The 13,888-nt window shown below is 72.8% G+C and carries 10 protein-coding genes; 5 read left to right on the top strand and 5 right to left on the bottom strand.

Annotation, left to right across the window (positions count from 1 at the left end):
• Positions 1 to 87: 87 nt before the first annotated feature.
• Complete coding sequence (locus tag OG933_RS04425) at positions 88 to 3,462, top strand: pyruvate carboxylase (protein ID WP_362522009.1); 3,375 nt, start codon at positions 88 to 90, stop codon at positions 3,460 to 3,462.
• A gap of 19 nt (positions 3,463 to 3,481) precedes the next feature.
• Here OG933_RS04425 and OG933_RS04420 read toward each other — a convergent pair whose 3' ends face one another.
• Positions 3,482 to 4,453, bottom strand: a complete 972-nt coding sequence (locus OG933_RS04420) for an STM4015 family protein (protein ID WP_405625479.1) — start codon at positions 4,451 to 4,453, stop codon at positions 3,482 to 3,484.
• A 226-nt stretch (positions 4,454 to 4,679) separates the two neighbouring features.
• Between OG933_RS04420 and OG933_RS04415 the strand changes: the two genes are divergently transcribed.
• Entirely contained in the window at positions 4,680 to 5,834 is a 1,155-nt protein-coding gene (locus OG933_RS04415) for a M23 family metallopeptidase (RefSeq protein WP_405625477.1), read from the top strand.
• A 33-nt stretch (positions 5,835 to 5,867) separates the two neighbouring features.
• Here OG933_RS04415 and OG933_RS04410 read toward each other — a convergent pair whose 3' ends face one another.
• Positions 5,868 to 7,901 carry a trypsin-like serine peptidase gene (locus OG933_RS04410; protein WP_405625475.1) on the bottom strand — a complete coding sequence of 678 codons (2,034 nt, stop codon included), beginning with the start codon at positions 7,899 to 7,901 and terminating at the stop codon, positions 5,868 to 5,870.
• 535 nt (positions 7,902 to 8,436) lie between these two features.
• Here OG933_RS04410 and OG933_RS04405 point away from each other — a divergent pair.
• The gene (locus tag OG933_RS04405; protein WP_362522003.1) at positions 8,437 to 9,300 is read left to right on the top strand and encodes a leishmanolysin-related zinc metalloendopeptidase; all 864 of its coding nucleotides are present in this window, start codon (positions 8,437 to 8,439) and stop codon (positions 9,298 to 9,300) included.
• A 50-nt stretch (positions 9,301 to 9,350) separates the two neighbouring features.
• On the opposite strand, the gene OG933_RS04400 is transcribed toward OG933_RS04405, so the two are convergent.
• Positions 9,351 to 10,277, bottom strand: a complete 927-nt coding sequence (locus OG933_RS04400; protein ID WP_405625474.1) for a GNAT family N-acetyltransferase — start codon at positions 10,275 to 10,277, stop codon at positions 9,351 to 9,353.
• Between the two features lie 199 nt (positions 10,278 to 10,476).
• On the opposite strand from OG933_RS04400, the gene OG933_RS04395 reads away from it, so the two are divergent.
• Entirely contained in the window at positions 10,477 to 11,199 is a 723-nt protein-coding gene (locus OG933_RS04395) for an FAD binding domain-containing protein (RefSeq protein WP_405625472.1), read from the top strand.
• 78 nt (positions 11,200 to 11,277) lie between these two features.
• On the opposite strand, the gene OG933_RS04390 is transcribed toward OG933_RS04395, so the two are convergent.
• Positions 11,278 to 12,354, bottom strand: a complete 1,077-nt coding sequence (locus OG933_RS04390) for a DUF6745 domain-containing protein (protein WP_362521998.1) — start codon at positions 12,352 to 12,354, stop codon at positions 11,278 to 11,280.
• Between the two features lie 42 nt (positions 12,355 to 12,396).
• Positions 12,397 to 12,723 carry a hypothetical protein gene (locus OG933_RS04385; protein WP_362521996.1) on the bottom strand — a complete coding sequence of 109 codons (327 nt, stop codon included), beginning with the start codon at positions 12,721 to 12,723 and terminating at the stop codon, positions 12,397 to 12,399.
• A gap of 199 nt (positions 12,724 to 12,922) precedes the next feature.
• Here OG933_RS04385 and OG933_RS04380 point away from each other — a divergent pair, with 199 nt between their 5' ends.
• On the top strand, positions 12,923 to 13,882 hold the full coding sequence (locus OG933_RS04380; protein ID WP_362521995.1) for an STM4015 family protein: 960 nt from the start codon (positions 12,923 to 12,925) through the stop codon (positions 13,880 to 13,882).
• Positions 13,883 to 13,888: the final 6 nt, after the last annotated feature.

Genomic DNA, 13,888 nt, shown 5'->3' with positions numbered 1-13,888 from the left:
ATGCGCCGAGTGGCCCGACTCACATGGCCAACCAGGTCAGGCACCGACACGATGGTCCTCGTCACCGCCAGGCTGAAGGGGTCCCGGATGTTCCGCAAGGTGCTGGTCGCCAACCGTGGTGAGATCGCGATCCGTGCGTTCCGCGCCGGCTATGAGCTGGGCGCGCGCACGGTCGCGGTCTTCCCGCACGAGGACCGCAACTCACTCCACCGGCAGAAGGCCGACGAGGCCTACGAGATCGGCGAACAAGGGCACCCGGTGCGCGCCTATCTCTCCGTCGAGGAGATCGTCGGCGCCGCGCGCCGGGCGGGCGCCGACGCCGTCTACCCGGGCTACGGGTTCCTCTCCGAGAACCCCGAACTCGCGCGTGCCTGCGCGGAGGCGGGCATCACGTTCGTCGGCCCCGACGCGCGCACCCTCGAACTGACCGGGAACAAGGCGAGCGCCGTCGCGGCGGCCCGCGCCGCGGGCGTGCCCGTGCTCGGCTCGTCCGCGCCCTCCAACGACATCGACGAACTGGTCCGGGCCGCCGAGGAGATCGGCTTCCCCCTGTTCGTCAAGGCCGTCGCCGGAGGCGGCGGACGGGGTATGCGCCGCGTCGAGGACCCGGCCGTGCTGCGCGAGTCCATCGAGGCGGCCTCCCGCGAGGCCGCGTCCGCCTTCGGCGACCCGACCGTCTTCCTGGAGAAGGCCGTCGTCGACCCGCGCCACATCGAGGTGCAGATCCTCGCCGACGGCGAGGGCAACGTCATCCATCTCTTCGAGCGCGACTGCTCGGTCCAGCGCCGTCACCAGAAGGTGATCGAGCTGGCCCCCGCGCCCAACCTCGCCCCGGAGCTGCGCGACCGCATCTGCGCCGACGCGGTGCGCTTCGCCCGGCAGATCGGCTACCGCAACGCCGGTACCGTCGAGTTCCTCCTCGACCCCGCGGGCAACCACGTCTTCATCGAGATGAACCCGCGCATCCAGGTCGAGCACACGGTGACCGAGGAGGTCACCGACGTCGACCTCGTCCAGGCCCAGCTGCGCATCGCCGCCGGCGAGACCCTGGCCGACCTCGGCCTGTCCCAGGAGACCGTCACCCTGCACGGCGCCGCCCTCCAGTGCCGGATCACCACCGAGGACCCCGCCAACGGCTTCCGCCCCGACACCGGCCGCATCAGCGCCTACCGCTCGCCCGGCGGATCCGGCATCCGCCTCGACGGCGGTACCACCCACGCGGGTACGGAGATCAGCGCGCACTTCGACTCGATGCTGGTCAAACTGACCTGCCGGGGACGGGACTTCGAGACCGCGATCAAGCGGGCCCGGCGTGCTGTCGCCGAGTTCCGGATCCGCGGCGTGTCCACCAACATCCCCTTCCTCCAGGCCGTCCTGGACGACCCGGACTTCCAGGGCGGACGCGTCACGACGTCGTTCATCGAAGAGCGCCCGCACCTGCTCACCGCACGCTCCTCGGCCGACCGCGGCACCAAGCTGCTGACCTACCTCGCCGACGTCACGGTGAACAAGCCGCACGGTGAGCGGCCCGAGCTGATCGACCCGGTCACCAAACTGCCGTCGGTGCCCGACACCGAGCCGCCCGCGGGCTCCCGCCAGCGCCTGGTCCAGCTCGGCCCCGAGGGCTTCGCCCGCCAACTGCGCGAGTCGCCGACCATCGGCGTCACCGACACCACCTTCCGCGACGCCCACCAGTCCCTGCTGGCCACCCGCGTGCGCACCAAGGACCTCCTCGCCTCGGCCCCGCTGGTCGCCCGGACCCTGCCCCAGCTGCTGTCGCTGGAGTGCTGGGGCGGCGCCACCTACGACGTCGCCCTGCGCTTCCTCGCCGAGGACCCGTGGGAGCGGCTGGCGGCCCTGCGCGAGGCCGTCCCCAACATCTGCCTCCAGATGCTGCTGCGCGGCCGCAACACCGTCGGCTACACGCCCTACCCGACCGAGGTGACCGACGCCTTCGTGCAGGAGGCCGCCGCCACCGGCATCGACATCTTCCGCATCTTCGACGCGCTGAACGACGTCGGCCAGATGCGGCCCGCCATCGACGCCGTACGGGAGACGGGAACGGCCGTCGCCGAGGTCGCCCTCTGCTACACCTCCGACCTGTCCGACCCGAACGAGCGGCTGTACACCCTCGACTACTACCTTCGCCTGGCCGAGCAGATCGTCGAGGCGGGCGCCCACGTGCTGGCCGTCAAGGACATGGCGGGCCTGCTGCGCGCCCCGGCCGCCGCGAAGCTCGTCTCGGCGCTGCGCCGTGAGTTCGACCTGCCGGTGCACCTGCACACCCACGACACCGCCGGCGGTCAGCTCGCCACCTACCTGGCCGCGATCCAGGCCGGCGCGGACGCGGTCGACGGCGCCGTGGCCTCCATGGCGGGCACGACCTCGCAGCCCTCGCTGTCCGCGATCGTCGCCGCGACCGACCACTCCGAGCGGCCCACCGGCCTCGATCTCCAGGCCGTCGGCGACCTGGAGCCCTACTGGGAGGGCGTCCGCAAGATCTACGCCCCCTTCGAGGCCGGCCTGGCCTCCCCGACCGGACGCGTCTACCACCACGAGATCCCCGGCGGGCAGCTCTCCAACCTGCGCACCCAGGCTGTCGCGCTCGGCCTCGGCGACCGCTTCGAGGACATCGAGGCGATGTACGCCGCCGCCGACCGCATCCTCGGCCACCTGGTGAAGGTCACCCCGTCCTCCAAGGTGGTCGGCGACCTCGCCCTGCACCTGGTCGGTGCCGGAGTGTCCCCGGAGGACTTCGAGGCGTCGCCCGACCGCTACGACATCCCCGACTCCGTCATCGGCTTCCTGCGCGGCGAGCTCGGCACCCCGCCCGGCGGCTGGCCCGAGCCGTTCCGCAGCAAGGCGCTGCGGGGCCGCACCGAGGCCAAGCCCGTCCAGGAACTGACCACCGAGGACCGCGAGGGCCTGGAGAAGACCCGCCGCACCACCCTCAACCGGCTGCTCTTCCCCGGCCCGACCCGCGACTTCGAGAGCCACCGCCAGGCCTACGGCGACACCAGCGTGCTCGACAGCAAGGACTTCTTCTACGGTCTGCGCCCGAGCAAGGAGTACGCCGTCGACCTCGAGCCGGGCGTCCGGCTCCTGATCGAGCTCCAGGCCGTCGGTGAGGCCGACGAGCGCGGCCTGCGCACGGTCATGTCCTCCCTGAACGGCCAACTGCGGCCCATCCAGGTACGGGACAAGGCGGCGGCCTCCGACGTACCGGTGACCGAGAAGGCCGACCGCGCCAACCCCGGGCATGTCGCCGCGCCGTTCGCGGGCGTGGTCACCCTCGCGGTCGCCGAGGGCGACGAGGTGGAGGCCGGCGCGACCGTCGCCACCATCGAGGCGATGAAGATGGAGGCCACGATCACGGCCCCGAAGGCCGGCACGGTGTCGCGGCTGGCCATCAACCGGATCCAGCAGGTGGAAGGCGGCGACCTGCTGGTCGAGGTGGGATGAGGTCACGGGCCGCGGACGGTCACTCGCCCGCGGCCACGTACCGGTCGTCCGGGTCGTCCGCGTCCTCGCGGCCCGACAGGTCCACCTTCACGCCGTAGGGCTCCAGAGCCTGCCGTATCCGCTCGGCCATCGCGTCGGACAGGTAGTGGTGGTGAAGGTCCAGCTCCTGGAGATGCACCAGCGGCTGACCGCTCAGCAGAGCCGCGGCGCCCGTGTCGGACAGGGTGCCGCGGCCCAGGTGCAGGGCCGTCAGCCGGGCCACCACGGGCGCCGCGGCGACGGCGGCGGCCACCTCGTCCTGGTTGTCGCCGTTCTGGAGACCCAGCCGGCGCAGGGCGGGCAGCCGGGAGCCGTCCAGGATCGGCTCGAGGTCGGCCACGGTGGTGCTGCGGCCGTACGACTCCGCGCCCAGCCACAGGTCCAGGTGCTCCAGCGCGGGCAGGTCCGAGGCGGCGAGCCCGTGCACCACCTCGGCCGGCAGCCCGCCGTTCTCGAAGCGCAGGACGCGCAGACCCTCATGGCGCAACGGCGTGAACTCCAGCCCCGAGCCGCCGCCGAAGCCACCGCCCGAACCGCGTACGGCGAGCTCCTCCAGCCCCGGGTAGGCGGCGAGGAACGGGCTGACGTCGCCCTGGACGATCCAGGAGAGCTCGCACTCCTCGAATTCGAGGTCCGCGAGATAGAGGGCCCGAAGGCCGGTCAGCCGGTCCGCCGCCCCGGCGAGGCGCTCCACCACCTCGTGGCAGGAGTCGCCGGCGTCCAGCTCGCTGCCGTAGGCACCCGCCCCGAGGACCAGGGCGCGCACCCGCGACGGGTCCACGGTCCCCAGGAACCGGCTCCAGCAGTCGTCGAAGTCCTCCGGATCGTTCTCCTGCCGGACGAGCTTCCAGGCCACGGACTCCTCTTCGGGGAGGTCCCCGGAGCTCTCCCCGGGCAGGGGGAAGACGTACACCGGCAGGCCGTGCAGTTCCGAGATGTGCGCCAGCGTCATGGGCGGGTACCTCCGTGAGCGGACGGTGGCCGGAACAGCGCGCCCCGGCCCGTGCGGCGTACTTTCTACCAACTCCCACCGACAGTCCCCCGGGGCTCGCTGCCCGCAGGGGCAGCAGGTCTGCCCCCGCGTCCGGTGACGCGCGCCGGGTCACCCGCTAACGTCCGTCCGTGAACAACTGCACTGTGCCGCAGCGGCCGTTGACCCGTCGTCCGGAGTCCGCCGCGTGAGCGACGAGCCCGCCGTCGAGACCCCTGCGTACGAGACCGTCGCCGCCCCGCAGGACCCCGCCCGGGAGACCCCCGCCCCGGTGACGCCCGCCCCCGAAGCACCCACCCCACGCCCCCGTCGGCGCGGCCCGGGCCCCTTCACCCTCCTGGTCCTGCCGGGCCTGGTCACCCTCACCACGGTCGCCGGGTTCCTCGCCCTGACCGGTGGGCTCCCCGACGACTGGAGCCCCGGGGACAGCACCGCGCAGGACGCCGCCCCCGGCGGTGTCGACGCGAGCTACGGCCCCTGGCTGCGCAAGTCCGCCGACGCCTGCACGGTCGTCACCCCGTCCGCCCTCGCCGCGCAGATCGACCAGCTCACCGGCTGGAGCAACGCCGGCGCCACCGCCTCCGGCCCGCAGGGCATCGCCGCCTTCACCGCCGCCGACTGGAGGACCTGGGGCAAGGACGACGACGGCAACGGCCGCTCCTCACCGAGCGATCCGGCCGACGCCATCATGGCGCTCGGCCGCCAGGACTGCTCCCTGGCCCAGCAGGTCACCGACCTCAGAACCGACGGCACCGTCAACGGGGACCTCGTCGACCTCACCCTCGCCGCCTACGCGGTCGGCACGGACGCCGTGACGAAGGCGGGCGGCGTCCCCGCCTCGGCGCAGACCTACCTCGGCGAGGTCAAGGCCCTGTTCGCGAAGTACGAGGCCTTCGACCGGGAGGACGCGAGCGGCGGTGGCGTCCTGGCCGACGCGATCCTGGCACCGCCCGTCACCACCCTCACCATCACCTCGCCCTACGGCTCCCGCCAGCACCCCCTCACCGGCGTCACCAAACTCCACACCGGCGTGGACTTCGGCGCACCCCAGGGCGCCCAGGTCTCCGCCGCCCGCGCGGGCACGGTCGTCTTCGCGGCCATGACCACGGCCTACGGCAACCGGATCGTCGTCGACCACGGCACGATCGAGGGCAAACGGCTCCAGACCACGTACAGCCATCTGTCCGCCATCGACGTCACCGTGGGGCAGACCGTGCAGACCGGGACCCCGTTGGGGCGGGTCGGCTCCACGGGCCTGTCCACCGGCCCCCATCTGCACTTCGAGGTGATCTACGACGGCTACTACAGCGACCCCCAGCCCTGGCTGGCGCTGAACGGCTGACGGCACCTCACGAGGGCGGGTGCCACGGCCGGTTCAGAGCGCGAGGCGGCTGCCGACCGACCGGGCGACCTCGGTGTGGGAGAGGTACTCCACGATGCTGTGGGCCCGGTCGCGGGCGTTGATGACGGCGAGGTCGGTCAGGCCGTCCGCCCAGTCGTCGGCCAGCGGGCATCCGATGGCGACCGCGTCGTTGGGGCACCACACGTTGCCCCAGTCCGCGACCATGTCGGGACGCTTGGGCCCGCCCACGAGGAGCCTGCTGTACACACTGTCCAGGCCGAGAGGGCTGCCGGCCGTGGTCAGATGGACGACGCTCACCCCGGGGGACAGCCGTGTGGTGAGGTCCAGGCCGACGACCGTGCCCAGGCTGTGACTGACGAGGACCACCTCGCCCGAGTCGGGCACCGCCTCGAGCACACAGTTCAGGATCTCGTCACGGACGGGCCGGGCGTCGTCGAGGTACGCGGCCACGTCACGGAAGATCAGGGCGATGGCCCACGCGTCGAGGTCGCTCCTGGCGGCCAGCCAGCTCAGCCTCTTCTGGAGGACACCGACGACGTCGCCCAGACCGAAGCCCTCGGTGGCCAGTTGCCGCTCCTGCGGCATGTTCCACTTCAGGGCGGCCTCGCCGATGATCTCCTCGTACACCGCGCGGGCGGACGGAGCGGAGGGCGCGACCGCCTCCGCCGCCATGGCGGTCGGCGCCTCGACCACGCGGGGGACGGCTTCGTGCGCGGTGAGGGCCTGCGCCAGCCTGTCGCCGTAGTAGGGGAACCAGACGTCCGCCGGGTCGACGGGAGGAAGCCCGGCCCGCACGAGTCCCTGGTTGAGCCCGGCCGCCCATGCGCGGCGCAGTTTCTCGGGGTCCTTGCCCTCCTGGGCACGACCGTGCAGGAAGACCAGGTGCCGGTCGCCGCCGAACGCGCCGTCCCGGGCGCGCAGGCCCGCCGGCGCGGCGGCCCGCTCGGGAGCCGGTGGCGGCGCGGCGACGACGACGGGTGCCGGGGCGGCGCCGGCGGCGGCCCGCGCCCGGGTCAGGCCCGCCTCGGAGCCCAGGTCGTCCAGCGGTGACGGCGGCGGGGAGGTGCGCGGCAGCGCGGCGAGGTGTCTCAGGATCGAGCTGATGCGCACGCCCTCGTTGGCCACCCAGTCGATGGCGTCCTCGCCGTCCCCGGGGCGCCAGACCTGCCCGTCCTGGCGCAGGACACGGCCCTTGTCGTCCGTCCTGGGCACCCCGCTGTGATGGAGCGCGACGACCTCCCACTGGTCGTTGAAGACCGGGGAACCGGAGTTGCCGGGCTCGGTGTCCGTCCGGTAGTGGAGGAAGTCGTCGAGGCGGGTCTGGAGCATGTTGTCGCGTACGGCGATCTCCTTCAGGCGGCCCATCGGGTGGCCGATGACGTTGACGGGCTCGCCGATCACCAGTTTCCCCGTCTGGGCGCTGAGCCGGTTCCAGCCGAACGTCTCCCCGGGGGGCCGCCCGTCGGGGCCTGAGGCGACGAACACCAGCGCGAAGTCGAGCCGTTCGTCCGCCGCGAAGAAGGCGTCGGGGTCGAGCCCCAGCCGTGTCGGCGCCTGCGGTGTGTTGTCGACGGTGACCTGGGCGTCGAACTCCACGAAGCACTGCCGGGAGGCGTCCGCGTCGGTGAGGACGTGGTGGTTGGTCATCAGCAGGCTCGGCGAGACGAGGAAGCCGGTGCCGAGCGGCAGTTCACGGCCGTTCTCCCGGACCGAGATCCGGGCGACGGTACGTGCGGCCCGGCTGCCACGCGGCAGGAAGCTCCAGGCCTGGAGCTCCTTGGACACCCCGAGGATGCGTTCGTACGCCGCGGTCGCGGCCAGCGGCTCCGCGCGGACGGCCTCCACCACCATGGCGGTAGGCACCGCGTGCCGTTCGAGCAGACGGGCCGCGCGGGCCGCGAGTGCCTCCTCGGAGTCGGGGAAGGCGACCCCGGCGTCCTGTTGCCGCTCGACCGCGCGCCGCTCGTCGCCGGCCGCGCCGTACCGTGCGGCGGCCGCCGTTACCTGGCGCTCCCGCTCGCCGCGGGACCTGTCCGTCGCAGCCATGTCGGTTCACCGTCCTTCCGGCGGTGTGCCGCGGCTCGACCGCGTTCGTCAGGCCCGCGAGCGCCGGACGCGGCTCCGAGCGGTGGCGCGGCAGCACCGTGATCATGCTGTTGTCGTCGACGCGAGGCCATCGGGACGAAGATGCGGAACGCCGTGTCGACGAAGGCGAATCCGGCGCCGGGAGTCGAAGCCTGCGGCAACCGCTTGTCCTGGCCGGCGGGCCGGGGTCGGCGAGGGGCGCCGACGGCCGGCCGGGCCCGCCTCGGGTACCAGTGAGCAAATGGCCTGAAAACGACCTGAATACCATGTTATGAGAGCCGCCGCTCACCCGCACCTCAAGGACCCGGACGGGCGCCGTGTCACCGTGGGACAACTCCGCCTGATTCCGGGCTCTGTTGAACCTGAAACAGCTCGCCTCTTCGCCGATCGATCACCCAGGCATCGGCAGGGGCGTCGACGCGCATGCCCCACCCGGTCGGCCTAGTGTGGGAAGAGGGGTGACTCTTCGTCCGGGCCGACATGGAGGAGAACCGCGATGAGCAAGGTCGCCACCAACACCTTCCAGACGTATCGAGCGGTCGCCAGTTTCGAGCGGGCCAGAGAAATAGCCCGCACGACGTCACCGTTCACCATCGAGATCCGCTTCCTCGGCGGACTGACGGGCAATCAGCAGGACGCCTTCGCCGCGGCGGCCGACCGTTGGGCGAAGGTCATCGTCGGGGATCTGGACACCGCGCTCGTCAACGGCGACATCATCGACGATCTGCTCATCGAGGCCGAAGGGGTCACCATCGACGGTCCCGGCCGCGTACTGGGGATGGCCGGTCCCACCGACTTCCGCGACGACTCCGCGCAGTTCGGCATGTTCCTGCCCGCGAAGGGCGTGATGAGGTTCGACTCCGCCGACCTCACGCAGATGGAAGCCGACGGCACGCTCGTCGACGTGATCACCCACGAGATGGGACACGTCCTGGGGATCGGCACTCTGTGGACGGCGTTCGGCCTGCTCAAGGGCGCCGGCACCCAGAACCCCACCTTCGTCGGTGCCCGTGCGACGGCCGAGTTCGCCGCACTCCTCGGTGAGGAGGACCCGGCCCCGGTACCGGTCGCCAACTTCGGTGGGCCCGGAACTCAGGACAGCCACTGGCGTGAGGCGGTCTTCGTCAACGAACTCATGTCGCCGTTCATCTCCGGAGCCGGCAACCCACTGAGCCGGATGACGGCGGCGAGCCTCGGCGACCTCGGCTACCAGGTCGACCTCGACGGTGCCGAGCCCTACACACTGCCGGACCTGCTCCAGATCGCCAGGGAGGGTGCCCTCGTACCGCACACGGCGCCACTCGGTGACGGCATGATGCTTCCGGTGGTGCCGACGCGGCTGCCCGCCGCGACACCGTAGACGGTCCCGCCCCCGAAGAGGTCGTCCGTGTGCGGACCGAGCGCGCACGGTCACCGCAGGACGGCCTCCCAGGTGTCCACGGCGTAGTGCAGGACCATGCCGTGGCGTGCGTACAGCCCGGGCGCGCCGGTCGCGTTGGAGGTGTCCACACCGAGCCCGACGGTGTCCCGGCCCCGGGCGGCGAAGGCCGCGAAGGCGTGCCGCAGCAGCAGTCCGGCCAGCCCGCCGCCGCGGGCCTCGCGCAGCACGCCGATGCTGCGGATCCAGCCCATCGCCTCGCGGTCGTCGCGGGCCAGCAGAAACCCGGCGTCCCCGGACTCGTCCGTGCCGGCGATCCACACGAGCGACCAGTCGAGCCCCGCCGCGTCCACGTCGTGCAGCCACTGCTCGTAGCCGCGCGGCTGGAAGTCGAAGTGCTCCGCGAAAGCGGACTGGTAGAGCGCGTGGACACGGACCCGGTCCGCCTCGGTGGCGCAGGACCGCAGCCGGACCCCGGCGGGGAGCGCCGGCGGCCGGTCCCCGGCCCGGTCCAGGGGGCGGCGCAGCACGTGATACCGCCGTACGACCGACCAGCCGCGGGCGCGCAGCAGCGCGGTGTCGAGCGTGGGTGCCGCGTTGAGATGCAGATGCACCACGGCCCGCCCGGCGCCGTTCTCCCGCGCCTTCTCCAGTGCCCGGCTCTCCATCGCCGCCAGGACGAGCCGGCCCGCCTCCTGCCGGTCGGGCAGGACGTAGTGGTCGATGTCGACGCGTTCGCCGCCCGATTCGTCCCACAGCAGCCCGTAGCCGACCAGGCGGTCTCCGTCGAAGGCGAGCCAGGAGTCCCGCTCCAGATCCGTCTCGGGATGCTTCAGATCGGCCTCGACGGTGTGCAGGTCCGTCTCGGGCCGGCCGATCTCGATGAGGTCGATCGCGTTGAGGAGACCGGTGACGGCAGGCGCGTCGGCGAGGGCGGCGGGACGCAGGACGTAGGGCATGGCGCCAGGGTCCGGGGGAGGGGGGCCGGCCGCAACGCAATTTCACGTTGCGCAAGGTGCAGCCATGAGCCCTGTATGCGCCCCCGTGCGCCTGGGCAGAATCCGTTCTGCCATTGATCATGCGGGCGGGTGAACACGGGGACACACGATGACACCGTGTCACTCGCCACGAACTTCCAGGGAAGGCAGGTCGGTTGTCGTGCAGTTGCGTCTTCCCTCCTCCATATCCGAAGCCCAGCGGTGTCTGGCCGAGGGAGCGGTACCGGTAGGAGGTGCCACGCTCGTGTGGGCCGGCTGGCAGCGGGACGGCTTCCCCGAGCAGGCCGTGTCGCTGCGCAACGTGCCGGAGGCCGGCACGGTCGGCCCCGAGGAGCTCGGCGGGGCCGTGCTGCTGAACCGCGTCGACGCGACCGTGCCCGAGGCGCTGCACCGGGCGGCCTCCGGAGTGGGCACCGGCGCGGTGCGCCGGGCCGCCACGGTCGGCGGCAACATCGTCGGCAGCACCCTGCGCTGTCTGCTCCCGGCGGCCCTCGTCCTCGACGCCCGGGCCACCGTCCTGGAGTCCGACAGCGTCTACGACACCGATCTGACCGAGCTGCTGGCGAAGCGTCACGTACTGCTCGCCCTGCGCTGGCGCGCACCCCTGGTCAGCGGCTACCGCAAGCTGGAGGGCGAGGCGGGCGGCCCGCCGCCCCTCGTCGTCGCCGCCGCGGTGCACGCCGACGGCGACAGCCCCCGTGATCTGCGGGTGGCCGTACGCGACGGCTACGAGGTGTTCAGCGAGTGCACGCCGTACGACCCGGACCCCGAACAGGTCCTGCACGCCCTGGCGGGCACCGACCTGGGCGCCCTTCCCGCCGTCGCCCGGGACGCGGTCCACGCCCGGATCACCGACGTGCTGGCCCGCGTCGCCGAAGGCTGAGGCCCGGCCGGCCGCGAGGCCTCCGGGTCACGAGGCCTCCGGAGCACGAGGTCTCCGGGTCACGAGGGGCTCTCCGGCTCACGTCTCGCGCTCGGGCGCGTACGTCTCCGCCGTCAGCTGGAAGGTCCAGGCGACGCCCTCCCGCGCCGTGCGGGTCGCCGGCGGTACCCGCAGCCAGTAGGTGCGTCGCGTCCCGTCCGGCTCCGGTGTGGAGTTGAGGACCTCCACCATGACGACGGGCTCGTCGGCCGGGAGGTCGATCCGCCATAGGGTGCCCGTCTCGTCGCGGTGGACGTGACGCGCCCCGGAGTCCGCCAGATAGCGGTCGTAGCCGTAGTACTCCAGCATGACCCGGCGCAGTTCGGCGTTCTCCTCGGACCGGATCCGGTCCGGGGTGAGCGCCGGCAGTTCGGCGAGGAACCCGGCCGGGACCGGCATGCCACGCCAGGCGTACAGGGCGAAGCCGTCGGGGTACGCCAGTGCCGGACCGTCCCCGTGGTCGAGCCGGCCCGCCTCGTCGCGGTGCAGGGCGACGGGACGCTCGCACACCACCGCCACCCGCGCGAACGGCCACCACCAGCCGGCGTGGCGACTCACCGTGGCCAGCCCCTCGAGCGGACCCCGGTCCGTCGGGAACGCGGCGAGCCACGGCGCGTCGTGCTGACCGAGCACGGCGTCCAGCAGCACCAGCCGGACCTCCGCGGCCTCCTTCCCCGTGTCCCCGCCGGCCAGTTCCTCCAGCACCCCGGCGCGGATCCGGTCGACGAGCGCCTGCGTCGTGTCCCACAGGAGCCCGCCGGTCGCGGCCCAGTGCGCCGCCCAGCCCGCCGCGCCCAACCGCGTGTGCAGCCGCTGCCGTTCACCCGCCCATGGAGCACTGCGGACCGCCTCACGCACACTGGGGCCCTTGTCCGCCGACTCCCGGACCAGCGTGACCGCCGCCCGCGGTGAAGCGGCCCACACCACGTGCTCCGGCTCCGGCAGCCCGGCCTGCCGGTAGGCCCGGCGCACGCCGGCCTCGGCGGCCGCGCGGTCGGCGGGCACGGCCACCGCGGCACAGGCCCGCCAGCGACGGACGTCGTCGAAGGACGTACCCTCCACCACCGGCTCCGCTCCCGCGCCGGGCACTGCCCCGGCCATCTCCGTCGTCGTCATCTGCCCCTCCGTCACCTCGGTCACCCGCTCTTCAGTCCGCCTTCAGTCCGCGACGATCCGCACGGATCCGGGCACGTACTCCCGCTGCCGGATCACCCGGAACCAGCCCCTCGGCAAGGCGATCGCCGCATGCTCCTCATGGACCACCCGGCCGCCCTGCGGAAGGTGCAGCAGCAGCGGACCGAACGGCCCGGGCTCGCGCACCAGATCGCCCCGGCCCACCACCGCGTGGGCGTGCCCGGTGACCTCGCCCAGCGCCAGCACGAGCCGGCCCCGCCCGTCCCGCCGCTCCTTCGGCGCGACCGCCACGTGCGGCGGCAACGCCTCCTGCGCGACGGGCACGATCAGCACGTCTCCCTGCCGGTACATGGCTCTCCCCTCTCCGCCGGACGCTTCGCGCACCGGCCCCATGACGAAGACGGTACGGAGCACCACTGACAACGCCCCCGAACCGAGGCCCGAGCCGATGTCGCGAACCGAGGCCCCGGCGCGGGGTGCTGTCAGTGCCTGTTGGTAGAACTGCGGACACATCACGGACCGCGCATCTTTTTCTCCCGGGAGCAGCCGCATGACCGTCACCGACCACCTGCACGCGCTGTACCGGCTGCCCGCCCACACCTTCCCGGGCCCCGGCGGCGGGACGGACGACCTGCCCGACCCGGAGGCCTTCGCCTGGCGCGTCACCAGCGACGTCTACGACGCCGACGAGGACTGGACGAAGGCGTTCGCGCGCTTCTGCTCCGCCGTCGACACCACCCGCGTGAGAGCCCTGATCGTCGGCGCCTGGCAGGAGGCCTACGACACTGACCCCTCCGACGTCATCGAGGCACTGGTGGCCGCCCGGGACCGGTTCCCCGCGCTGCGGGCGGTGTTCCTCGGCGACATGGTGGGGGAGGAGTGCGAGATCTCCTGGATCAACCAGACCGATGTCACCCCGGTCCTGACCGCGTACCCCGCGCTGGAGGAGTTCGGCGTGCGCGGCGGGTCGGGGCTGCGCTTCCCCGCCGTGAGCCACCGCGCGCTGCGCAGGCTCGTGATCGAGACGGGCGGGCTGCCCGCGGAGGTCGTGCGCGGGGTCGGCGGCAGCGACCTGCCCGCCCTGGTCCACCTCGACCTGTGGCTCGGCACCCCCGAGTACGGCGGCGACAGCGAGGTCGCCGACCTGGAGCCGATCCTGTCCGGCGCCCGGCTGCCGAGCCTGCGTCACCTCGCCCTGCGCAACAGCGAGATCCAGGACGCCGTGGCCGCGGCCGTCGCGTCCGCGCCCGTGGTGGCCCGTCTGGAGGTGCTGGACCTCTCCATGGGCGTGCTGACCGACGAGGGGGCGGCCGCCCTGCTCGGCGGCCAGCCGCTCACCCACCTCAAGAAGCTCGACCTGCACTACCACTACCTGAGCGAGTCCCTCCAGGAGCGCGTGCGGCGGACCGTGGAGACCGCGGGCGTCGAGGTGGACCTCGACCGCGACGACGCCGAGGAGGACGCGGACGACGACGGCACGACGTGGCGCTACGTCGCCGTCGGGGAGTGAGCACAC

Origin of the sequence: Streptomyces sp. NBC_00016 (genome assembly GCF_045040885.1) — a bacterium.
In the GTDB taxonomy this organism is placed as follows: Bacteria; Actinomycetota; Actinomycetes; order Streptomycetales; family Streptomycetaceae; genus Streptomyces; species Streptomyces coriariae.
This window is presented reverse-complemented; position numbering and strand designations above follow the sequence as displayed.